Raw genomic sequence first — 24,903 nt, 5'->3', positions numbered from 1 at the left:
TAAACGCTCATTTTTGAAATAAAAAAAGGTTATTTTTAGGGTTTAAATCTATCTTATATCTTAAATCTTACCATGGTATTTTACAGGCTGACCTTCCCTAATGAGCGACAATTGCACGATCTAGAAAGGTCAACAAGTTCATTCATCTGTCGAATAATCACTGAAAAAGCTTGCTGATTTTAGTCAACAAATCTAAAACAACACCTGAATCTACTCAAGATGAGCCAAATGGATAATTCTCCAAAAAATCAGCAAAAACACATCGCGATTGTTTCTACCATTGTAGATGATTGGGGAGGATGTGAAGAATTATGGGCATTGAGTACTCCCTACTTACAAAAAGAAGGTTTTTCGATAACCGTTTTAAAAGAACACGTCAATCTTAAACACAAAAGAATCGCACAATTAAAAGAAGCCAATGTTTCATTTTTTGAGCTTAATAAAACGCTGCATCGAATTTTTAAGCTTTTCGTTACCGCTTATTTTAGACTTTTTAAACCCGCAACAAATTTCCAATTACACAGGTTTGAAAAATACCTCAAGAGGCAAAAACCACAACTTGTTATTATTTCGCAAGCCATCAATTTTGATGGTCTTTCCTACGGAAATATCTGTTTAAAACAGCAAGTTGAATTTGTGATTGTTTCTCAAAAAGCCGTTGAATTTTATTGGCCACCCAAAAATGAAAGGGCCAACATGATTCATGTATTTCAACATGCCAAAAAGTGCTTTTTTGTCTCACATCACAATAAAAACTTAACCGAAGAACAATTTGGTTTTCGATTTAGCAATTCGGAAATAATTTCGAATCCTAATAAACTTAGCAAGACAATACTACCCTATCCAAGCACTTCATTTGGATTCAAATTAGCCTTAATTGGGCGTTTATTTATCATTGACAAAGGGCAAGATATCCTTTTTAGAATATTGGCCAAGGAAAAATGGAAACAGAGAAATCTACAAGTATCATTAATTGGATCAGGGCCTGATGAAGAAGGTCTAAAAGCCATGGCGAATTTGCTAGATATAAAAAATGTGGCGTTTTTGGGCTTTCAAGAAGATATACAACAAATTTGGTTAGAACATCACGCCTTGGTATTGCCGTCAAGAAGCGAGGGTATGCCACTGGTCATTTTGGAAGCAATGGCTGCTGGAAGAACCATCATTGCGACAAAAGCTGGTGGGACAATGGAAATTGTGGAAGATGAAGTAACTGGTTTTATAGGTGATGCTACCGAAAGTGGTTTTGAACAAACATTAGAAAAAGCATGGGAAAATCGTCATCGATGGGAATCTATCGGGATAGAAGCTTCTAATTACCTGAAGAATCAAATAATAAGCAATGCAGAAATTGATTTTGCCAATCAAATAATTTCAATTACACATGAATAATTCGCCATTAATTTCTGTCATCATTCCAACGTATAATCGCAGGCATGTGGTGGGAAATGCCATCAAAAGTGTGCTTAATCAAACCTATCAACATATTGAACTTATCATTGTGGATGATGGATCAACGGATGATACGAAACAATTGATTAGCCATTTTCCGCAGGCTATTTATATTTATAAAACAAATGGAGGACAAGCCTCTGCCCGTAATGCAGGTTTAAAACACGCCAATGGGACATTTATTGCATCGCTCGATTCAGATGATAGTTGGGAAGAACATTTTCTAGAAAAAATAATTACCTATATCGAAGAAAATCATTTAGACTTTGCATTTGCCAATTGGCAACAACAATATGACAGCGAAGCCTATTTTGAATTTCTTTCAAGATATCAATACCTACCTGCACATTTGCCAAGGACAGGTAATGTTTGGGTAAATTTAGAGTCGAGTGATTTAAGACAAATTTATCTGGAAGGCTGCGTCTCACCTTCCTCTTCTCTTGTAATTAGAGCAAAAACGTTAAAGAAAATAGGCTGGAATGAACATATGAACATTGCAGATGATTGGTGTATGCTTTTGGATATTATTTTGAACGAAGAAACCAAGGCAGCGTACACCACTGAACCATTATGGAAAAAAAATGTGAATGGTGACAATATTTACGATGGAAGAAACAAATTGAACCTTTTAAGATTATTTGTTCAAGATAATTTGAATCTACTCAATAGATACAGACCACTTCTAAGCATATCAGAAGTTAAAGTCTTAGAAAAACATTATATCTTGAATTTAATGAATGCTTCAAAAGAATCATTGTTGAGCGATAAAAATCTAAAAAAATCTATTTCTTATCTGTTTAAAGCATTTTCCGAACATCCGAGGCATTCGGTTCATATATTCTTCCAACTAGTAAATAAAATAGTAAAAAATAAACCTTTAGAAAAGACGGATATAACGTAATATAAATGAAGATTGCTTCTCTAATTAGGGCAAACGATTGGTGGGAACCCAAAATAGTTCCTTTGCTAGTTGTTGGCTATATGACAGTAAACCATTATAATGAAAATATATTGGCGCATTTTGTTTGGCTATTGTTTTTAATTTTAGCTATCGCATTAGGTGCCGTTTTCGTGAGTATTTTAAACGATTATACTGATTTAACCTACGATTTAGCTAGCCAGAAATCGAATAGGTTGGCCCCATTTAGTCCCTTCAAAAGAACGCTTATATTGTTGATTTCGTTTATCACAAGCATCAGTATTAGTTACATTTTTGTTGACTCCATCCTGACACTTTGTTTTTGCCTTTCAACCTATTTGGCATTTATGCTATATTCCATTCCTCCATTTCGTTTAAAAAACAAAGGTCTCTTAGGGGTTATGGCAGATGCTGGAGGAGCGCATCTTTTTGTGAGTTTGTTTATCGTGGCCTCTATGACTGATAAAATGGGCCAAGCATTCGACCTTTTTTGGTTATCAATGATTGGATTTTGGTCATTTCTATATGGACTTCGTGGTATTTTGTGGCATCAGTTTTTGGATAGAGAAAATGACCTCTCCATCAATCATCCGACCTTTGCGGGCAAAATTCAAATATCATCCATGAAACATGCCGAAAAAGTTATTGCGCTAATGGAATTGGGTATGCTGGTTATTATACTTATCACTGTAGGTGAAATTCTCCCTTTAGTAGCTCTAGCTGTTTATTTCATCCTACTCATTGGCTACAAAAAACTTAATCAAGAAGTCATTTTAATACTTACAAATGATAAAAATTCGCCTATTTTTTTAAGTGATTACTATCAAATTCTATTGCCTTTTTCTCTTATTATTTCTTGTAGTATTGAAAATCCCATTTGCCTCATTTTAATCCCTTTTCATGTACTATTTTTCCCCTTTAAACTTAAAATCTTATTGAAAAACATCCTTTTGATGATGCGAATAAAAAGGTTTATTTAAGTTTTAATCCATCCTATTTGCTTTATTTTTTTAACATAGATTTTCATATAGTCCTAGAGCTTCCAAACAAAAAGCGGAGGTTAATTCTTCCGATCCCCAACATACAAGTTTTTTGGGACCTCCAAAATAATAGCCCCACCTCTTCCAATGACCTCTTTCTGATTGAGTTTCTATCAGATAATTGATTCCTTTTTCTACTTCGGGTCCCAGGTAATCGAGGTAAATCAAAGAAGAAATAGCCACAGCTGTTTCCAATTCCGATTCGCCAAAAGATCCATTATTAAGCGATTTCGATACGATTCTTTTGATCAATTCGGGTTGAATTTCTTGTAATTCACTAATTCCTGCATGAATATTCCTTGAAATGAAATAATAGATAATTAAAGGACTGTGATACCATTTATCACAATGATCCACTTTATTTTCCTTAATAACTTGGATTAAATGAGCTATGATAGGTTCCGTCTCTTTTCTTTTACCTAAATAAAATAACACATTGGAATTAACAACGGTATCCACGTCATATCTTGAACACTCAAACTTATACCAAAAAATTAGGCTTCTAAACAGGTATTTCAACTCTTTGAGGGCATAATACCAATACACTACATTGCTATTCGGTCGTAATCGAAAGGTTATCCACGTATAAAATAAACCATCCCCTCGGCGATTGTCCAATATCAATTGTTGATTACGATACATTGGGAAATCGAAATTCATTGTTTTTAAAAAGACAGAAATGCAAGCCGTATCATCAACATCATTTGGACATATATTTCTCAAACGATGAAGAATGGTATAGTGATTCCAAATGCCTCCTCTATCTATTTGATATTTCAAAAAATTAGCGGTGTTTAAGAGAATTTGTTCGACTTTATCTCTCTTTTTTAAGCCTAATAAACAATTCCCAATTAAGGCTGCGGGAAAGTTACAACTTTCGGGTAAATTCCAGCCTTGCATGGCAACATCCCCCGACATGTAAATTAAAAATTCTCCATTGGGTAATTGATGATCTTCTAAATAAGCTATCCCGCGCTCGATCGCTTGATTTAAGTTATTTTTCATAATTTTTTTCAAATTTCCTCCACTAATACCTGTCTGATAAATCTATATATTCATTACACATTCAATAAAATCAGCTATCTTTCAGATAAACTAATGGAAATCTAACCCTGTTTGAAATATGAATCAATTAAACAGTTTATTTAAAATTAAAGGCTATTTTAATCCCTTTATCGTCTATGAAAGATCCATTGATTTTACCCCTTTCTTCTCTATCCTCGCTCGACAATGGATACTCAATCATTGATAAAGAACAAACAGATTTAGTCAATACATGGATACAAACGAAAACCAAATTATTCAAAGAGGTTTGGTCTTCATCCCAATCAAATCATCAACAACAGTTCATTGCTAATCCGGAGGTTCTATCAAATCAAATTATTAAAATACTTACCCATCGAATTTTTAATTTTCAATCGAAAAGTAGTTTGAGTCAACTGATTCCCGAGCTTAAAAATACACTTCTTAGACAAATAACCAATCATTCCCCCATTCGATTTTTTCTTTTGTACAATGGAGGCTATCGTGCTTCATCGTTCCCAAATAAGCAATCCTTGATTTTTGAACCGGATCTAACAGAATTAATGCTTCTGTATCAAATTACTTTATTGAAAAATAAAATGGATGCTGTTTATGAACCTGGAATTGAGTTTAATATTGTTTTAAACAATGGTGTCGCACATTGGGTGAATGAAATACCCCTCATTGATACAGAAAATTATGCTAAAAAATTGAGAGACATGATCCAATTAATTGGCGCAGAAAAAAAGCTTCGTGTCCTTCTGCAATCAGAACTTTCAGGATACAATCCGAAATTTTCCCCTTCATCCATTCCATCAACTGCCCTTGTGACAGAAAAAGAACATCAAATAGTCGAACGTTTTTTAGGGCGTTCTTGCACCCAACAAGAAGCCATGTTTCGTTCTGACCTTTATCAGTTAGCAGAGGCCAAATGGGAGGAAGATCTATCTCCCCTGGCTAGAGAAAAAGATGCCATCATGCTTAGACAAATAGCTCATCCAGACATGCTTTCTTTTCGTCCTTTTCCAGGTGGTGCAATACGTATCCAAAATGGGAGCTTTGGTTTTCAGTATACGAATAATGTTCTTAGTCCAAAACTAATTACATCCCAAAGTGTAAAAGAGCAGGGTCTTACCTGTGTCCATTATGAATTTAATTGGGCCATAACTAATCATTCATAAGCATTGGACTCTGTAAAACTTAATGATCTTATTTGGCATCCCTCTGTTTTTTCTCCACTTGGTGAAAATATCATCTTTGAATCCCTGCCCAAATCATTGGCCAAAGCTGCAAGCATTTGGCCAAAATCTATTGCCATTGTTAGCAACGAAAAAACCTATAATTTTCAAGAATTAGCAGAACGGGCAGCTGGACTAGCCGAAGAAATTAGTGAGGCGGCAATTGCTCCAGGGCCTATTGCTTTGTTACAATCCCTTGATTTTGATGCAATTGCAGCATGGTTTGCTTGCTCCATAGCAGGAAGACCTTTTGTTCTTCTAGAACCGGATCATCCACCAGCTCGTCTACTTGAAATAATTGAAAATTCCCGATGTGCCTTAGTGATTGGAGATCATAAGACTTCCCAAATTCTATTGAATTTCCCCAAAGAAAAATTTCTAATCTCCGATGGACGGATGGGAATTATTCAAGAAAATCAAGGACTTCGTTCCGATGAACCTGCAATGATATTTCCAACCTCTGGCTCGACTGGAAAACCCAAACTGATTGTGTATAGCACAAAAACGATGCAGGTAAAGGTTCAGAGTTCCATCAAACAAATGCAGATCCCACTAGGTGCTAGAGTAATGATTGCTAGCTCACACGGAAATTACGGTTTCCTGCATCATGCTTTGGTATTTCTGCTTTCTGGAGGCTCCCTGTGTCTTGCAGATATAAAATCAAAAGGCTTTGATGCTATCCTACAAGCTATCACTCAACAAGGTGCACGCCATGTACGTTTTACGCCTTCTTTGTTTCGTAAACTTGCCATTTTACCACAAGCGTTTGACGCATTAAGCCTTCTCGATGGAGTCCGTTTTTCTGGAGAACCCCTTTTAGAAAATGATCTTAGGTTAGCAAAATCACTTTTAAAACCAGAAAGCCTGATACAAAATATTTATGGTAGTACAGAAAGTGCATTATTCATTTGGAGCAACACAGATGATACGCTATTTCCAGAAGAATCAACGATTCCAATTGGAAAAATATACCCTCATGCTTCCTATGCGATTCGTCCTCTTGAAAATGAGAAAGAAAATAATGGTTTTGGTGAGCTTTTGATCCGATCTGCTTTTCATGCATTAGGAGATTTACATGATGGCAAAATCCATAAAGAACGTTTTACTTTATTCGAAGAAAATATTGAAGATCGGGTTTATGCCACAGGAGATATCGTACAGCAAAAGGCGGATGGCAACCTCATTCACCTTGGGCGCATGGGTAGAATGGTCAAAATTCGCGGCAATCGGGTATTTCTAACGGAAGTTGAGAATGAAATGCGTTCAATACCCGGTGTCACTGCTGCTGCAGTAGTTGAGCAGAAAAAGCAGGAGACATCTAATCTTTACGGATTTATTTCTGCCGAGAAAAATGTCTCTGCAGAAAAAGCACATACCTGGCTTGCTTCCCGTTTGCCAGATTATATGATTCCAAAAAGTATCTTACTTGTACCACAAATTCCATTATTAGCAGGTGGGAAAGTTGATTATATGACACTCATGAATCAAGTTCCACATTCTTCCGAAATCCCAATAGACATTTTAGAAAAAGACGATTTTGTCCGCCTATGTACATTATGGGATTCCATATTATGGAAAGGAGCGCATAGACAAAAGGGAACCTTCTTTGCGCTTGGTGGCGACTCGCTTAGCCTGATGATGCTATCTGTTGAAATAGAACAACATTTTGGACATCGAATACCCTTAGAAGAATTTCGAGAGAATAGCACCTTGAGTGCCTTAGCTGCTATTCTTCAAATTGAAACACCTCCTCTAACTGAAAAAGAAAAGAATAAAAAACTAGATGCAGATTTCTTTTGGCCAAGTTTACATACAACTAAAGGGGTAGCATTAGCCATGCCTGCCTACGATGGGTGGTCAACCGCTTATCCATTTAAGCAGGCAGGATTCTTGGATGACCATGATATTTGGGTGGTCAACATCCCCTTGAAAGGAGAATCTTTACTTGATCCTAACAAGTTAAAAAAAGTCGCATTTGATATCGTGGAAGGTATTCAAGCCGGTACGATTCCAACTCCTAATATCATTTTCGGATATTCTTTTGCAGGAGGATTGGCCTGGCTGGTGTCTCGACTTTTAGCTGATACGCCTCATTGTCCTAAATTTGTAATCATGGTTGATGCCCCTGCGCTGCATCGACTTAAAAAATTCAAAACTCGGGCACTCACAAAAGCCTTGAATCTTGACAAAGAATCCTCACAACCAACGGTTATTCATATACGTAGACAAGGCTTACCATTGGTTGGTTTTGAAGGAATTGGCACATCTTCATGGAATGCAAATGATCCTATCCAATTATTGATTGAGCTTCCGACAGTTGATCATTTGGAGATGCAAAAATGGAATATGCTAGGGATGGCAAAAGATACTCTGAATAGTTTCCTGAATAATACGGAAACTAGCAATTATATAAAAATAAGCGAGCATGCACCTGACCTACTTGGTGTGCACATTTTTCGAGCTTTAAATGGTTGTCGGGTTTCCTTGGCGAAGGTATTATCAGAATTTACAGAGTCGCCTGAAATGTTCCAACAAGACCATTTCCTTACAAGCCTATTTTTAATGGCCCTAGAAAAAGATGCGAAAAAATGTAAGGAATTAATGTGTTTTGCGTTGAAAAAATGGCCCAATTCAAGAATTATCCATTATTTGAATAATCGGATTAGCCGGAATACCCATTGGCTATTCAGTGAAAATATTCCAAAAATATATCCTTTAAATATATTGGCCATTGAAATTAGCTTAGCAAGGATAAATAAATTGCATGACCAACCGAAAGCGCCTTTGATCAAACATTTTATCTTAGCATTTGATGTTCTTTCGGCTATGATAAAAGTCGAATGGAGAAAAAGAATAAAACATGAATTTCCAGAAAAATAGGCACATTATTGATTGAGTATGCGATTAATTTGCCCTTCCGTAAAACCCCAACGAGCTTGTATTTTTTTTGCTTGTGAGTACAAGGTAAAATCACTCAGATGTTTGTGCAAAAAAGGAATATGCTGGTGATGTTTGATCACTGACTTTTTCCCCAATTTTCTCCAAATGCCTAAAAGGTCGTTTACCTCTTTCCTTGGAAGAGGAATATTTTGGGAATAAGCCTGCATTAAATCGGCTTTTGTGTGTTGACCAAATCCCTTCCAAATTCGATATTCCCTTTTTCGTAATGGACGAACAAGGAATAATTTCAATGTTTTATTCTGACTCAGTATTTGAAGAACAAATAGAAAATTAACGAAACAAAATAAGTCGTAATCGAACCAAAGAAACACCTCTGCATGATTAGCGATTTGTCGCATCTGATTGAATTCTTCGACAGATTTTATTTGATATTCTTCAGCAGGAATGGAATAGGTTTTGTCTAAATAAATAGCTCTTTTAGTGAAAAATACTTCCCAATTTTCGAACTCAATGGGTCCCTCTACGAGCATTTCCCTAACTATCAAGGCATTTTCTGCTTGTAGCGTTTCTTGTAGACAATCGCCATTTAAAATATGTACCTTCATTTAGCTATCCAAGGAATCTTATGCAAAGCTAAAAAAAAGATGCCCCACCACAAATGGGTTTTTATTTATAGGTAGGGATCGAAAAAACTAAATGAAGAATTTATTAATGACCAACTTACTATTGCTCATTAATCGTAACTAAAAGGTTGAAAATATAACACTTAAAGAATAATCAACGGTATACAAACTTCTAATTATAAAAAAAGGGGACGAATTTGTCCCCTTTGTCATTCAAACCCTACATGTATGAGATTCGAAAATCCACAAAAATGGCAGAATATTAACCTAATACGCTTATTTCTTTTGTGAGGTAGCCACTTCTTCTTTCAAAGCCGTTGGGTCAAAAAAGCGGTATTCGCTTACTACTTTATCTCCTTCCCAAATAAATGCTAGGTGCAAAGGACAAGTAATATCTTTATTGGAAAATTTACCTTTACCCGTCCACATACACCAAACACCCGTATGAACTCTGCCATCGGCAAAAACAAAGGTCTTGATGTTATCTGTTGTTACATTGATATCGGTAAAATAGTCGTGATTCATGCGCTCATTTGCTGCAAAACCTGATCTGCCTCCCGGATTAGCAATGGTTTTTCCATTTTCTTGGTGATTCCCCATTTGATCATAAATCTTCACTGTATCAACGTAATAATCGTAAATCTTGGAAGAATCATTCTTCATGTAGGCTTCTAAAAGTTCCTTTACTTTCTTTGACTTGTCATCTTGCGATGTAAAAGTACCTGTTTCTGTGTCAGAAGTTGTCACTTCCGCCGTTTTTGGTTCTGGTGATGAACAAGCAAACATGGTTGCAGCGACCATCAGGGATAATAGTAATTTTTTCATAAGGATGTTAAAATTTAGAAATTGTTATTTTCCCCAAATATAAGTATCATTTTGATACTAAAAAGAAAAATGTCCAAAATTAATAAAAGGCATCAAAAAAGCCTCCGGTAAAATTACCCGAGGCTCCTTATTTTGACATGTTCGAATTCTTTAAAAAATGAAATTCTCTTTAAACATTCGATAGCCATTAATCATCTCTTCAATATAATTTTTTTTGTCGAATTTCATTCTGGTTTTTACCACTTCCGTATAGGTTTCACCTAAGTGATCATAATAATAATCAGTTGTAAATAGCGCTAATTCCACCATAATGGGGAACGTTTCCAATCCTTTTTCTTCTAATAGATAATGGACATTCTTCTTATTCGTTTCTCCTTTTTTTCTAGAAATAAATCCGATGGCTTCTAATTTCTTTAAGCGATTCGACAACATTTTACTAGGCATTAATTCTGGTGCGTCTTTGAATTCGTTAAAGGTCGATTTATGGAGAAATATCATATCTCTTAGGATCAGTAATGTCCATTTATCCCCCAAAACATCCAATCCGGTTGCTATTGGGCATAAAGACCTAAAAACGACATTTGTTTCCTTTTCCATAACCATCGCAAAATTACATTTTCTTTCCCAAATTATGTAAAGAAATATGTTTTGTACACACGTTAAATAGGGTCTTCATGAAAAGAAAAATAATGAATATTTGTCCGCCTGCCCACTCATCCAAATGAAAGGTCACATTTTTAAATTGATACAATTTTAGAACTTTTTGGATATGGCCAATGAATGCATAAGAAGCATACATTGGTCGGATCTCCTCTAAAGTGGGACTCTTTTCATATCGATAAACAATCGTTTTTTCGATATTGTCCTCTAAGTGAAGTCTTTGTAGGGTAACATCTAAAGCAAATATTTAGATATAATCATTCATGCTAGATAGCATGTTATTTTGTCCAAAATCTATCGAAAATAATACAGAAGAATAACACTTAGTACTAAAATAATTAACTTGTCATTCCAAACCTATTAATCATTCATGAAAACAATTCAGCCAATCCTCATTTATCTAACTTTAACTGCCTTTGCGTTCACTACCCAGGCGCAAGATGGAACCATTTATCCACTAGAATCCCCTAAAGAGCCCAATGCTATTCCTTTACCCAAAAAGACGCAAAAGACTTACCTGAAGATTCAATTGGGGATTTAATCCCTGACAAAATGTACAATAAGCAGGAGATTTTGGCCTATTTAAAAATAAGTCGAGAGAAATGTAAAAAATTGATTCATTCGTTAACTGATGAAACCATAAAACAGCGTTTCAAGGAAGGAGACGAACCAGGCGATATGGATTATCCTATTTTAGAAATTTTACTTTATAACCTGAGGCATACACAGCATCATACAGCGCAACTTAATCTACTTTTACGACAAAATTTTGATAAACACATGGAATGGTCATTTCGAGTAGGTGATATTCAAATTGATGAATAGAATATTGCTCAAAGGTGTTTGCACGGTTTTAAAACAAAAAACCTTTTATGCCATTCAACAAGGTTTTTCTACAATTCAAAGGTTTAGTGTTTCTTGAAACGAAAGGCAAAAATTAGCTTTACGGCCTAACTAACTCGTTAAAGCATGAAATATTACCTTATTTTTCTTTCTCTTCTGTTCGCAAATGCATCTTTTGCACAGAATAACAAACAAAATATTAGAGGAGTAATAACCGACAAACTTTCTCAAAGCCCTGTTATTGGTGCTAATGTACAGATGCTATCCGAAAAATTAGGCACTCAGACAGATGTAAATGGGCACTATGCGCTATCAAATATTGCCCCCAATCGCTATGAAATCGAAATCTCTTGTATCGGTTATAAAGATGTTGTCATACCCAATGTAGTGGTTACTTCTGGAAAGGAAGTGATATTGGATATTTCAATGGAAGAAGATTTGCGATTACTGGACGAAGTTGTTATAAAAGCCTCAAACAAAGCCAATACCGTCAATAAATTAGCCAGCATCAGTGCCAGAACCTTCTCAATGGAAGAGGTAAACCGCTATGCTGGTGGACGAAGTGACCCTGCTCGTTTGGCAGCAAATTTTGCTGGAGTAAGTGCCCCAGATGACAGTAGAAATGACATTGTGATTAGAGGTAACTCGCCTGTAGGAGTTTTATGGCGAATCGATGGCATGAATGTTACGAATCCCAATCACTTTGCTTCTGTTGGTACTACTGGCGGGGCGGTAAGTGCTTTGAATACCAACCTGTTGAAAAGTTCCGACTTCTTCACCTCGGCTTGGCCTGCCGAATATGGGAATGCGATTTCGGGGGTTTTTGATTTGGGTTTTAGAAATGGAAATTCGCAAAAAAGAGAAACTACGGTACAAGCAGGTGTTATAACAGGTTTGGAAGCTACTACTGAAGGGCCCATCAGCAAAGAGAAAGGATCCTCCTATTTGGTCGGATATCGTTATGCCTTGGCAGGTGTTGCACAGGCTGTTGGAGTAGATATTGGAACAACTGCCACGCCAAGTTATTCCGATTTATCCTTCAAACTAAACAGCGGAAATACCAAATGGGGTAAATTTTCCACTTTTGGTATTTTGGCATCAAGCAGCATTAATATTAGTGGAGGAAATTCGGGTTCTCTATATGGCGGAAAAGATGGAAATGATTTGAGTAGTAAAATCCGAATTGTGGGCTTAAATCATTTCAAACAATTGAACAAAAATAGCTTTTTGAGTTCAACAGTTGGGCTAAGCTATTCAAGTACTGACCAAGTTAATTATGGTAGCGACCGTGTTACCAACGAATATTATTCCAAAGAAGAAAACAATGTAGCTAAAACGAGTTACCACTTCTCGACCAGTTATCATGCAAAAATCAACGCAACACTTTTTCTAAAAATAGGCGTTCAAGATGAATTGATCGGCTTGAATCTTTTTTACCGAACAAAGCAAAATATCAACTCCAATTGGAAACAAATTTGGGATTATAACAGCTACACCAATCTAACACAAGCTTATGCCCACGCCAAATATAGTTTCAGCGACAAATTGACCTTGAATGCGGGGATACATTCTCAGTATTTTTTCTTGAATAAATCGACTTCGCTCGAACCTCGATTTGGCTTAAAATACGATGTGACGCCTAACAGTACGTTGAGTTTTGGCTATGGACTTCATGCCCAAATGCAGCCCATCAATGTGTATTTCTTGCAAACTCAAAACGCCGACGCTTCTTATTCTTACAACAATAAAAACTTAGATTTTACCAAAAGCCATCAATTTGTCCTGGGTTATGATGTACAACCTTTTGTAGATTGGCGTTTGAAAGCAGAAGCCTATTATCAGTCGCTATATGATGTACCCGTAAATACTTTTTCAAGCTCTTATTCCATGCTAAATACAGGAGCTAGTTTCAAAACAGATTTGGAAGATAATTTGACGAATGCTGGCACTGGAAAAAATTATGGGGTGGAACTTACCATCGAAAAGTTTTTCAGCAGAGGCTATTATGCCTTGTTTACTTCTTCTTTGTATGATTCAAAATACAAAGGTAGTGATGGAGTTGAACACAATACGGCTTTCAATGGCAAACATGTCATTAATCTTTTGGCAGGAAAAGAGTGGACAATAGGCAATAGAAACAAATTTAGTCTAGACTTCAAATACACCAACGCAGGCGGAAGAGCATATACGCCTATCAATTTAACTGCATCGAATGCCGAAGGGCGGGAAGTGCTTTCAAACAACGCTTTTTCCGACTTTTATGACAATTATTTTAGGATGGATTTGAAGCTGGGCTATACCATAAACAGTGCCAAAAGAAAATTATCGCAAACCATTTCATTGGATATTCAGAATATTACGAATCACAAAAATATTTTTTCTCAATCGTATAATGGTGGAAGCAACTCAATAAAAACGAATTATCAGCTTGGCTTATTTCCGAATGTGGTTTATAAAGTGCAGTTTTAGTAATCTTAAAAAGTTTGAAAAATTATGTTAATTACAAATTTCTAAAAAATGAAACTAATTATTTTCGTTTTCGCAATTTTACTCTCCATAAATGCGACTAAAGCCCAGTCAGATATGTCCATTGCAAAAAGTGGATTACCAATCGAAATGCTTTTTCCACAAGGGAAAACAAAGGCTTTGATCCTTAGTTTTGATGATGGAAAAACAGAGGATAGACAATTGGTGAAACTCTTGGATAATTATGGCTTAATTGGAACATTTCACCTTAATTCTAATAAATTAGGCACGAATGATTATTTGAATAAAGCAGAAATTAAACAGCTATTTGCAAGACATGAGGTTTCCGTTCATTCAGCTGATCATCCTGCTTTGACTGCATTAACAAAAAATGACGTGGTCTATGAAGTGGTAGAGGATAGAAAAGCATTAGAACGATTAGTGGGTTATCCTGTCAGAGGAATGGCATATCCTTTTGGTAATCATAACGACATGGTTATTGATGCCATCAAGGGATTGGGCATTGAATATGCCAGAACCGTTGAGGATTCATATAATTTTAAGATTCCAGAGGATTTTCTAAAATGGCATCCAACCGTACACTTATTTGCAAAAGCCTTTTGGAAACCCAATGATACCGAAAATGACAAAAAAGAATTAGCCCATTTTTATCAAATAATCAATGATTTTAATAGCACGAAAGATTTAGCCGTATTGGATATTTGGGGGCATAGTTGGGAATTAAAAAACAAGTGGGACGAAACAAATAAATGCTTCAAACTATTGTCAAATAATCCTGATATTTATTATTCTTCTCAAATAGACTTGGTGGATTACCTACATGCATTTCGAAATTTAACGTTTTCTGTTGACAAAAACATCGTGTACAATCCAAGTTCATTGACTGTATTCTTTAAAATTAACCACGTAGTCTATTCTGTTTTGGCAGGAAAAACACTTGTATTGGCAAATTAATATGCGCCGCAAGTGTTTTGATAAAGCGAGGAAACAAATACAACAAACAGCTTGCCTTATTTCCGAATGTGGTTTATAAAGTGCGGTTTTAACTTTCAAATTGATCAGTATGAATTTTAGTAAATCAAAAATCAGCCTTTTGACCCTATTGGCAATAACCTTGATGGGTATTATAAGTTGCGAACAAACTGCAATCGTTACAACTAGTGAATACAAAGGCACAGGTTCGGTCACACAAGGGGCAGGAACTACCACTAGCGCCAATTTATTTCCATCAGGGATTCGAGTTGCGGCATTGGGAACAATTCCTTCAACAGATAACAAAACGTGGGCGCTGCCTTCCGAGGTTAATTTTACCAATACATCCTTTCCATTTGCATCCGATTTGTACAATTCTTACGTTTCGGGATATAATTATGCCAATAGCGCGACCGCCACTGCGGCACTTTCGATTAATAATATTGTAACCGTGGATGCTGATGGAGAGATTTTTACAGCCTATATTTTTGGAGATAATTATTTTGAAATGTATGTCAATGGCGTTCCAGTTGGCAAAGACCCTGTTCCTTATACCGATTTCAACTCTTGTATTATCCGTTTTAAAGTAAAAAAACCTTTTACGGTTGCCGTAAAATGTGTCGACTGGGAAGAGAATCTTGGACTGGGCACAGAGAAGCAAGGAAATTCATCCAATTATATTGGCGATGGTGGTTTTGTAGCACTCTTTAAAAATGCTTCGGGAAGTATAGTTGGAATTACAGATAATACTTGGAAGGCTCAAACGTATTACATTTCACCTATTTCCGATTTAGCTTGCCTTTCTGAAAGTGGTAACTCTCGTTTATCAACTAACTGTAATTCATCCGTTGGAGCAGCCAATAGTTATGGCATACATTGGGCGGTACCTAACAATTGGAACATTGCTACATTTGATGATTCCAACTGGCCATCGGCAACCACTTTTTCCAATAGCATCGTTGGTGTAGATAACAAATCATCTTACACCAACATTGCTGATGTTTTTGACAATCCGTCAAAAGATGCCATTTTTATTTGGTCTTCTAATCTAAAATTGGACAATTTGGTTTTATTGAGAAAGATAGTTGAGTAGTATCGATTTACGATTTCAAAATGAAAGATAAAAAGAACAGAATACTGTATATGCTATGCCTAGGTTTGGTCATTTCAAGCCTATTCAAACCCTTATTTTTTAGAAGAGAGCCATTTTTTGATGATGTTTTCTTCACCATTATCATTGCTACCGTTGTCATTATTGAAGGAAATTTGAGAATTGATGCATCCTTGAATAAAAAATATTCTTGGGCAATTTTGCCTAAAAAACGGGTAATTACTCAATTTTTAACCTCATTGATATACACCCTATTTTCATTGTATATCTTAATGTTTATTATTCATATTTTAAAAACAGGAAATTATGAAGCAATGAATCCTAAAATGCGACAAGTACTGATTCCTGCTACTTTTGTTACGATTGCCATTTTAGCAATGGACATTGGTTATCAGTTTTTTAAAGCGTGGAAACAAAGTTTGATAGAGATCGAAAAATACAAAACTGAAAGTATCAATGCTCAATTGCAAAATTTAAAGAACCAACTCAATCCACACTTTTTATTTAATAATTTAAGTGTTTTGAGTTCTTTGGTGTATCAAAATCAAGACAAAGCCATTGAGTTTATCAATGAATTATCGAAAGTTTACCGCTATGTTTTGGACAATAAAAATAACGAACTTGCCAGTTTGCAAGAAGAGTTGGAGTTTTTAGAACATTATATTTATTTGTTGAAAATCCGATTTGGCCAAAACATTTCATTTGACATTTCGATTGATCAGGCTGATAAACAAAAATATTTGCTGCCTATGTGCCTGCAAACATTGGTTGAAAACACCATTCAGCACAATGAAACGTCACAAGCAAAGCCCTTGTATATTCGTATTTTCACCGAAAATAATCGTTTGATTATCCAAAATCCTATTCAACCCAGAAGTGATAAAGCTGAAAGTTCGCAAACAGGTTTAAAAAACATGGAAGTTCGGTATCAATTTTTTACAGATGAAAAGATACAGGTAAATGATACGGATCAAATTTTCAAGGTAACATTGCCATTAATTTCAAGACTATGAACGTTGTAATTATTGAAGATGAAAAGCTGTCTGCTGACCATCTAACGCTGTTGTTGAAACGGGTTGATAGCCAAATTGAGGTGTTGAAATACTTAGATTCGGTTAAGGCAACCTTGAAGGCGTTTGAAGAAGGCTTACAAGCCGACTTGCTCTTTTTGGATATTCATTTAGCAGATGGCAACAGCTTTGAAATTTTTGACAAAATTGAAACAGAAATTCCGATCATTTTTACCACTGCGTATGACAACTACGCTATTCAAGCATTCAAGCAAAATAGTGTTGATTATTTACTTAAACCCATTTCGCAGAATGATTTAATATTTGCTATTGAAAAATTTAAAAAACAACAAACAATCCCACAAAAACAACTCATTGATAATATTACCATCGCTTATCAACAACTAAATAAGAAATATAAAACTCGGTTTTTGGTCAAATCGGGGCAGCGTATTGATAGTATCCAAACAGATGAAATTCACCACTTTGAAACCCACGATAGCCTATCATTTTTGATAACAAACAAAGGCCGTCGCTATGCCATTGCTTATACACTTGACCAACTTGAAGACACCGTATCACCCGAAGATTTTTTTCGAATCAATAGAAAAATAATTCTTCACATAAAAGCCATTGAAAAAGTGACTACCTATTTTAACGGCAGACTTTCGATAACCACAAAATTATTGCAGGGCGATTCCAACGTAGTGAGCCGAGAGCGAGTAAATGATTTTAAAAATTGGTTGGATAATTAGAAGGTTATGCACATTACAGCCTTTCAGGCTAATTGATGCTGGAGTTGCAACGTGTGTACCGCAACCCCGAAGGGGTTAAATATGCATAACCGCGGATGGAATCCGTGGAGAGGACATGTAGATGTGCATGCCGATTGTATCCTCTCTCCACAGATTCCATCCGAGGATACAAAAAAAGCCCCAGTTTCCTGAGGCTTTCTTTTTCCATTACTCAATGGATTATTCTTTCATTTTATAGACTCTCACATAATCTATCTTGTATTCCGCAGGAAAAGCCGAAGGATCAACGCCTTCTTTACCTCCCCAGCCTCCACCAACAGCGAGATTGACCAAAAGGTGAAAACGTTTATTGAACGGCCAAGCACCAAAGCCTTTTCCCGAATTTTTGAATTCAAAATATTGCTTGTCATCGATAAATCCTCTAATATAATCCGGAGTCCAATCTACTCGATATACATGAAAATCAGTAGTAGCCGTTGGAATGCTCAATTGATTCCCTACCTGTGTACCTTTCATATGATTGAAATCCAATGTGTGAACCGTAGAATGAATTCGATTAGGATCATACCCCACATGTTCCATGATGTCAATTTCACCTGAATTAGGCCAAATTCCATATGCATTGTCGGTAGGAAGCATCCAGAATGCTGGCCAAGTCCCTTTGCCAGTTGGGACAATGGCCTTCATTTCAAATCTTCCATATAACCAATCGCCTTTCCCTTTGGTAGAAATTCTGGTAGACGTATAATGATTACTCCCCAAATTTTCTTTTCTGGCTTCTATGGTTAACATACCATTATGAATATGTAGGTTTTTCCCTTCGGTATAATACTGAAGTTCTCCATTTCCCCATCCGTTTCCACCAAGATCATAGCCCCATTTACTAAGGTCTAATCCCCCAGCATTTGTAAATTCATCTGACCAGATAGGTGTGTTTTCAAACGTATAAACTTTGTCTGAAACCCTAGCATGTTTTGGTGTAACATTCGGTTTTTTAAAACCCATGATTCCCAAAGAAATGAATACAAAGAGGACAAATATGCTTCTTTTGTTGCCTGCTAACTCTTTCATCATTAATTAACTGCGATAAACTTGAATTGGAAAACTGTTCCCGAACCATTGCCCGCTCTCAAAACCATTTTGTTATTACTAATTTCAATGATTCTGTAAGTGTTTTCACCCGGCACGTCCGTTACACCAATGAACCCTTTTCCTACTGGAAGTTGGATGGTTGCTAAACCTGCTAATCCAGGAGAAGTGGCACTAAACGTATATGATTGATTGAACGATAAATCGCCAGCACAAGTATATCCAGCCCTTGCATCGAAGGTCGATCCTTTTGCATCATAGGTCAATGTATTGTTTGCCGAGAACGTGTACTCGTCATCCGACTGGCAATTCGTATCTAAAGGACCTCCACCATAATATTGGGAAGGAGCGTCTTCCGTTCCGACCACAATAGGATTTGCTCCAGCAGATGGATCTAGGCGCCATTTTTTCGAACTACCTCCCGTTAAAATTCGCTTAATATCATCCAGAGTCAATTTAACCACTCGAATTAACTTAGTCTCAATAAGAACTCCGCCTGAATTTTCAATGACTGATCTCAATGTCATGTTATTTTCACCATACGTCGTAACGGTATAAGCATCTTTTTCTTTTAAATCCGTTGTTCCAATAAATGATCTACCTACTGTAGGATTGTTCAGAAGAATTCTTGTTGGTGATCCAGACTTGGCAATAACCTTGAACTTGCTAGCATTGTCTTTTGGTCCAACACAAGAATAACCAGCAGCCACATCAAAAGTACTTCCATTCGCATCGTAAGAGAAAGTCCCATCTGCTGAAAACTTATAGATATCATCTGCTTGACATCCTGCTGGAGTTCCACTAAAATACACATCATTACCATCTGGAGAAAGTACTTTTATGGCATCTGCGTCATTGCTCCATGTCCATTCACTAAACGAACCATTGGTTAAATTTTTGAAAAATGGATTGGAGCTCGCGTCTGAAACAGGGACTGTTGCACTTTTAGAATTACTTCCATTGGTTCCCACCGAAGTAAGAGATACGGTATAATTACCGCCAACTTTATAAGTGTGAACAGGATTGGCAACTGCTGATAGAGCAGAGTTATCGCCAAAGTTCCACTGATACAAAAATCCATCCGTTGAGTTATTGGTAAAAGTCACTTTTGGAACAAATGGCAACGTATCACCGGGTGCTGCCTGAGTAAAGGTAAAGCTCGCAGTAGAGGCATTACCGTATAATTCAGGGTCCATTGGCTTACACTGACTAAGTACGAAAATAGTACTACAGCATAAGGCAAAATATAGATAATTTGAGAATTTCATCTTCGTCATGTTTAAAATTAATAGCCTTCGTTTTGAGTTAAATTGGAGTTTTTATCTCGTTCCCCTTGAGGTATTGGCATATATCGATGCTTTGTGGAAACATTCGTTTTGCCAGCTGCTTTCAGCACATTTACAAAGTAATTTGAATCCGGATGACGCAATAAATCATACCAACGATGCATTTCAAAAGCAAACTCTAGTCTTCGCTCTTTGTAAACAGCACTTAACCATTGAGAATCTGACATCCCTGCTGCAATGGGAGCTAATCCTGCTCTAGCTCTAACTAAGTCGAGACTTGCCTTTCCGGCTGCTGGGCCAGCGGCTTCCGCATAGATAAGTAAAATTTCTGCATAGCGCATTATGGGAACATTCAAAGCACTTCTCCATTGACCATCATCACCTGTTTGGTTTTCAATTGGGATAAAGAATTTCTTTACGTTAAATCCATTCGGCGAACCAACCAAAGAAGTCGGTTGGGTATATGAACCATACACATCCCCCGGAATCCAAATAGATCTGTTTCTACGTTTGTCAATTATGGTCGCATAACTTGCCCCAGATTTTTCATATTGATCAACAAAATCTTTGGTCGGGACGTTGAAACCATAACCTGATTCAGGAACAATGTTTTGAGCACGAGGGCCAAAAAATGTATTCATGGGTGTTCCTGCACCATAAATAGACCATGTGCCTCCGCCGCTTCTGAATTGTACCTCAAAAAGACTTTCTTTGCCATTTTCGTTTTCCAATTTAAAGTTGTCCGAATAATCCGCATGTAAGTCGTAGCCATACGCATTTTTATTATCAATAATTTCTTTTGCCTTTACTGCCGCATTTGCTTTGTCGCCAATGGTCAAATAAACGCTGGCCAAAATTCCTTTCGCCGCTCCTGCTGTGGCCCTACCTTTATCGGCACTACCATAGGTTGCTGGCAAAACTTTTTCTGCTGCTTTAAGATCTTCAATGATTTGTTTATAAACATCTGCCTTAGGTGTTCGAGCAATGCCTGCAGCCTCTTCAGCGGTAATGACTTTGGTGTACATGGGTACATCGCCAAATAAACGGACTAAATGAAAATAATAAAGGGCGCGCAAAAACTTGGCTTCACCGATGGCTCTAGCTTGCAAAGTAGGACTCATAGAGGAAATCGATGGAATTTTTTCCACCACTATATTGGCTCTTAAAACTCCAAAATAACACTGAGACCACATAACGTTAATGATGGGATTAAACGATGTGACGCTGAAGTTGTCTAATTCAAGCACTTCAACACCATCACCACCGCCTCCGCCTCCAAGATCAGAGTCATCACTCATGATATCTCCTAAGTGCCAAGCAGATCCATTATAGATGGTTGATAAAGGAGTGTAAGTTGCATTTACTGCAGCAATAGCATCTGCCTCCGTTTTGTAAAAGTTGTCCACTGAATTGATCGGGATTGCAGGATCAATCGTTAACATTTCGTCTTTACAGGCTAGTAACATGGTACTAGCAACTATTATTTTAAATATATTCTTTTTCATCTTTTATACCTTAATAGATTAAAAATCAAAGTTTAAACCTGCTGTAAAAGTTCTAGCTTGAGGATAAAATCCTATATCAACGCCACCCCCTACTTCAGGGTCCATTCCAGTATATTTCGTGTAGGTGAATACATTTTGTGCACTTACATAAAACGTTGCTTTATTAAATTTGAAGCGATTCGCAATCGCAGAAGGAAGATTATATGCTAAACGAACGTTTTTCAAACGGACATAGGAAGCATCTTCTACAAAGCGATCTGAAACTCGGTTGTTACCATTCGGGTCATTTAATGTCATTCTTGGCATAGAATTACTCGACCCTGGCCCAGTCCAACGATTAATGGCTTCTTTGGAATAATTACCATTACTAACTCCTCCCTCTGTATACCAACGGGTAAAATTTAATACTTTATTTCCTGCAGAACCTTGAATAAATACGGTTAAATCGAAGTTTTTATAGGATAATGTATTCGTTAATCCGTACGTAAAGTTGGGATTCGCATTACCAATGTTGGTACGATCCTTGTCGTTAATGACACCGTCATTATTCAAGTCTTTGAATCTGATATCTCCCGGTGCAGTTGAAGTTGCTGGATTCGTTCCTGCCGTTTGAACAGCATGATTTTTAATTTCATCGTATGACTGGAAAATTCCATCTGTTACGAAACCGAAGAAATAGCTTGCCGGCATACCTTGGGTTGTTCTCAATGAGCCACCTGTTATTCTAGCAAATGATCCATCCAATGGAGCAGAAAGTCCTAAAGAAATTACCTCATTTTGGTAGGTCGAAGCAATAGCCGAAATGGTCCAAATGAATTTGTTCGAATTTACGATTTTGGAATTTAAACTAATGTCGATACCTCTATTTTGTAAGGTACCTGTGTTAAAAGGTACCGCTTCATACGTTCCTGAAAGGTAAGGTGGCGCCACGTATAAAATCAAATCTTTGGATCTTCTTTGGTAAACATCTAAAGCAAACCCTAATTTTCCATTCCAAAGAGTTCCATCTAAACCGATATTTAATTGTTCATTTTTCTCCCATTTGATATCGGGATTATACGATTTGCTAGGAGCAGCACCCCCAACGATTCCTCCAGAGGAAGTTGAATTACCAAACGTATATTGGAACGACTGATTCACCGACTGTAAATAAGCAAATCCAGCTACATTTGGATTACCCGTAAATCCATAACTTGCTCTCAATTTTAAATCCGAAATCCAGCTAACATCGCTCATAAAATCTTCTTGATTGATTCTCCAAGCAGCTGAAAAAGAGGGGAAAACGGCAAATTTATTGGCTGGTGCAAAGTTGGAACTACCATCTCTTCGGATGGAGAATCCAGCATAATATTTGTTATTGAAATCGTAATTTACACGCGCAAAATAAGAAATCAAGCGGCTACTAACACCATTTTCACTTGCATTATACGTTTGTGAAATATCAGTAGGTCTAAAAACAATATCATTTAATGCTGGGATCGATTGAGCAAAATTCCCTCCTCTACCTGCTAACAAAAATGAATATTGATTCTCTTGAAAAGTATATCCACCGACTACGTTGACATGATGATCTTGTGCAAATGTATGATCATACGCTAAGGTAAATTCTGCTAGATAATCCGGATTAAGTCCATTTTGAACAGAATAGCCCGAAATACTAATAGGTCTTCCTCCCGTAGAAGGTGTAGCAGGATTGAAGCTTGTTCGGTTGTAATAGTTAAAGTCTCCTCCCAATAATACTTTAAACTTAAAGTCTTTTAAAAATGTGGCCTCAGCAAAAATATTACCATTGATACGGTATTTGGTAAATTCATTTTTTGGAACATATAATTGATAAATAGGATTTGGTTCATTAAAGCCGTCTAAGCTACCATTACCGCCCGCCCAAGTTCCATCAAGATTCGTTGAAGAAACCGTCGGAGGTGCCATAAGGGCTAATAAAATAACCGAATTAAATGGGGAGTAGGTATCGGCACTGTGCTCGATTAATCTATTCATGGACAAAGAGTTGCCTATTTTTAGCCAACGATTCGCTTGAATATCTCCGTTGAATCGTAGATTAAATCTTTCTACATTCGTTTGATCAATGATACCATCTTGCTTAAAATATCCGGCAGAAAGCAAATAAGATGCCTTATCGGATCCTCCTGTAGCGGTCATGTTGATGTTATGAATGGCTGCTTTACGAAAGGTTTGATTTAACCAATCAAATCCTTTTCCATAAATACCTTCGATTGCATTCGCATCTTTTAATTTTGAAATTGGCTCTAATCCTGAGGCAATTCTAGCTTCTGTATTAATGACAGCATATTCTCTTGCATTTAGCATAGATGGCAATTGCCATGCTTCCTGCAAACCAGTGTACATATCAATGTTGATATTAGCCTTCCCCGATTTTCCTCTTTTGGTCGTGATAAGAATAACCCCATTAGAAGCTCTTACTCCATAAATAGACGCTGCTGCCGCATCTTTTAAAACGTCGATGCTTTCGATGTCACCAGTACCAAAAGAGTTCAGAATATTGTCAGCCCCTTGGTCTGGCAATGGATAACCATCCACAACAATTAAAGGATTGTTTGTTCCTGTCAAGGAAGAAATACCCCTAATTTTAATAGATGTTCCGCCTGTACCACCTGGAGCGCCACTTCCTTGAACAATCGTAACACCTGCTACTCTACCTTGCAAGGCTTGAGCGGCATCAGCTACTGGCGTAGCCGCAACTTCTTTGGCAGAGATTGACGAAATGGAAGTGGAGAGATTTTTTCGTTTTTGTGATCCATAACCAATCACAACAACTTCATTCAAATCTTTATTGGATTCTTCTAGGGCAATATCCAGGTTAGAAGAATTTTTTAAGGTATACTTGAAAGGAAGCATCCCAACATGTGTGATGGTTAAGACTGCATTCTTGGAGGCACTAATGGAGAATTCCCCTTTTTCATTTGAGGTGGCCGCTTTACTTGTGCCATCAATTGAAATGGTTGCCCCAATAAGCTTTTCCCCTGTTTCTTTATTCGTGATGGTCCCCTTCACACTCAGACTTTGAGCAAAGACGTTCGTCACCAACAAGACTAGAAAAACACAGCAACACACTATTTTAAACTGTACTTTCATAAAATTGTGTTTTAAAGTGAAATTTTTGATTTTTTTAACGGGACGAAATT

20 protein-coding genes are annotated in these 24,903 nt (G+C 36.8%); 12 read left to right on the top strand and 8 right to left on the bottom strand.

All coding sequences use genetic code 11. From position 1 onward, the window contains the following. Window positions 1-228 precede the first annotated feature (228 nt). The 3 genes from V7S76_RS11800 to V7S76_RS11790 are packed head-to-tail and all read left to right on the top strand — an operon-like array spanning window position 229 to window position 3,351. Window positions 229-1,392 carry a glycosyltransferase family 4 protein gene (locus V7S76_RS11800; RefSeq protein ID WP_459510323.1) on the top strand — a complete coding sequence of 388 codons (1,164 nt, stop codon included), beginning with the start codon at window positions 229-231 and terminating at the stop codon, window positions 1,390-1,392. Further along, the gene (locus V7S76_RS11795) at window positions 1,385-2,353 is read left to right on the top strand and encodes a glycosyltransferase family 2 protein (RefSeq protein WP_459510321.1); all 969 of its coding nucleotides are present in this window, start codon (window positions 1,385-1,387) and stop codon (window positions 2,351-2,353) included. The genes V7S76_RS11800 and V7S76_RS11795 overlap by 8 nt, the downstream gene beginning before the upstream one ends. A 5-nt stretch (window positions 2,354-2,358) precedes the next feature. After that, window positions 2,359-3,351, top strand: coding sequence for a UbiA prenyltransferase family protein (locus tag V7S76_RS11790; protein ID WP_459510320.1), 993 nt, complete (start codon window positions 2,359-2,361; stop codon window positions 3,349-3,351). Window positions 3,352-3,381: 30 nt separating this feature from the next. Here the strand turns inward: V7S76_RS11790 and V7S76_RS11785 are convergent, their stop codons facing one another. Continuing rightward, on the bottom strand, window positions 3,382-4,416 hold the full coding sequence (locus tag V7S76_RS11785; protein WP_459510319.1) for a prenyltransferase/squalene oxidase repeat-containing protein: 1,035 nt from the start codon (window positions 4,414-4,416) through the stop codon (window positions 3,382-3,384). A gap of 176 nt (window positions 4,417-4,592) precedes the next feature. Here V7S76_RS11785 and V7S76_RS11780 point away from each other — a divergent pair, with 176 nt between their 5' ends. After that, window positions 4,593-5,615: a hypothetical protein gene (locus V7S76_RS11780; RefSeq protein WP_459510318.1), complete on the top strand. Its 1,023-nt coding sequence runs from the start codon at window positions 4,593-4,595 to the stop codon at window positions 5,613-5,615. A 3-nt stretch (window positions 5,616-5,618) separates the two neighbouring features. After that, a complete protein-coding gene (locus V7S76_RS11775; protein WP_459510317.1) occupies window positions 5,619-8,552 on the top strand; it encodes an AMP-binding protein in 2,934 nt (977 codons plus the stop codon). Window positions 8,553-8,557: 5 nt separating this feature from the next. On the opposite strand, the gene V7S76_RS11770 is transcribed toward V7S76_RS11775, so the two are convergent. The 3 genes from V7S76_RS11770 to V7S76_RS11760 form a co-directional block, all read right to left on the bottom strand. Further along, complete coding sequence (locus tag V7S76_RS11770) at window positions 8,558-9,178, bottom strand: hypothetical protein (protein WP_459510316.1); 621 nt, start codon at window positions 9,176-9,178, stop codon at window positions 8,558-8,560. Window positions 9,179-9,472: 294 nt separating this feature from the next. Beyond that, window positions 9,473-10,021: a hypothetical protein gene (locus V7S76_RS11765; RefSeq protein ID WP_459510315.1), complete on the bottom strand. Its 549-nt coding sequence runs from the start codon at window positions 10,019-10,021 to the stop codon at window positions 9,473-9,475. Between the two features lie 150 nt (window positions 10,022-10,171). After that, window positions 10,172-10,618, bottom strand: a complete 447-nt coding sequence (locus V7S76_RS11760; RefSeq protein WP_459510314.1) for a winged helix-turn-helix transcriptional regulator — start codon at window positions 10,616-10,618, stop codon at window positions 10,172-10,174. Window positions 10,619-11,051: 433 nt separating this feature from the next. Here V7S76_RS11760 and V7S76_RS11755 point away from each other — a divergent pair, with 433 nt between their 5' ends. From V7S76_RS11755 to V7S76_RS11725, 7 genes are all read left to right on the top strand, one after another. Next, a complete protein-coding gene (locus V7S76_RS11755; protein WP_459510313.1) occupies window positions 11,052-11,222 on the top strand; it encodes a hypothetical protein in 171 nt (56 codons plus the stop codon). 11 nt (window positions 11,223-11,233) lie between these two features. After that, window positions 11,234-11,506 (top strand): DinB family protein, encoded by a 273-nt coding sequence (locus V7S76_RS11750; protein ID WP_459510312.1) that lies wholly within the window; start codon window positions 11,234-11,236, stop codon window positions 11,504-11,506. Between the two features lie 144 nt (window positions 11,507-11,650). Beyond that, a complete protein-coding gene (locus tag V7S76_RS11745) occupies window positions 11,651-13,993 on the top strand; it encodes a TonB-dependent receptor (protein WP_459510310.1) in 2,343 nt (780 codons plus the stop codon). A gap of 48 nt (window positions 13,994-14,041) precedes the next feature. Then, window positions 14,042-14,965, top strand: a complete 924-nt coding sequence (locus V7S76_RS11740; RefSeq protein WP_459510309.1) for a polysaccharide deacetylase family protein — start codon at window positions 14,042-14,044, stop codon at window positions 14,963-14,965. Between the two features lie 109 nt (window positions 14,966-15,074). Next, window positions 15,075-16,076, top strand: a complete 1,002-nt coding sequence (locus V7S76_RS11735) for a hypothetical protein (protein WP_459510308.1) — start codon at window positions 15,075-15,077, stop codon at window positions 16,074-16,076. A 20-nt stretch (window positions 16,077-16,096) separates the two neighbouring features. Next, a complete protein-coding gene (locus tag V7S76_RS11730) occupies window positions 16,097-17,107 on the top strand; it encodes a sensor histidine kinase (protein ID WP_459510307.1) in 1,011 nt (336 codons plus the stop codon). Next, a complete protein-coding gene (locus tag V7S76_RS11725; RefSeq protein WP_459510306.1) occupies window positions 17,104-17,859 on the top strand; it encodes a LytR/AlgR family response regulator transcription factor in 756 nt (251 codons plus the stop codon). Before V7S76_RS11730 ends, V7S76_RS11725 begins: the two co-directional genes overlap by 4 nt. A 219-nt stretch (window positions 17,860-18,078) precedes the next feature. On the opposite strand, the gene V7S76_RS11720 is transcribed toward V7S76_RS11725, so the two are convergent. From V7S76_RS11720 to V7S76_RS11705, 4 genes are read right to left on the bottom strand one after another with little or no spacing between them, the layout of a single operon-like run. Further along, window positions 18,079-18,933 (bottom strand): glycoside hydrolase family 16 protein, encoded by an 855-nt coding sequence (locus V7S76_RS11720; protein ID WP_459510305.1) that lies wholly within the window; start codon window positions 18,931-18,933, stop codon window positions 18,079-18,081. Next, window positions 18,933-20,216 (bottom strand): PKD domain-containing protein, encoded by a 1,284-nt coding sequence (locus V7S76_RS11715; RefSeq protein WP_459510303.1) that lies wholly within the window; start codon window positions 20,214-20,216, stop codon window positions 18,933-18,935. Before V7S76_RS11715 ends, V7S76_RS11720 begins: the two co-directional genes overlap by 1 nt. 17 nt (window positions 20,217-20,233) lie before the next feature. Further along, on the bottom strand, window positions 20,234-21,739 hold the full coding sequence (locus tag V7S76_RS11710) for a RagB/SusD family nutrient uptake outer membrane protein (RefSeq protein WP_459510301.1): 1,506 nt from the start codon (window positions 21,737-21,739) through the stop codon (window positions 20,234-20,236). An 18-nt stretch (window positions 21,740-21,757) separates the two neighbouring features. Further along, window positions 21,758-24,853, bottom strand: a complete 3,096-nt coding sequence (locus V7S76_RS11705; RefSeq protein ID WP_459510299.1) for a SusC/RagA family TonB-linked outer membrane protein — start codon at window positions 24,851-24,853, stop codon at window positions 21,758-21,760. Window positions 24,854-24,903: the final 50 nt, after the last annotated feature.

The sequence above is a fragment of the Aquirufa sp. ROCK2-A2 genome, assembly GCF_054558485.1.
This window is presented reverse-complemented; position numbering and strand designations above follow the sequence as displayed.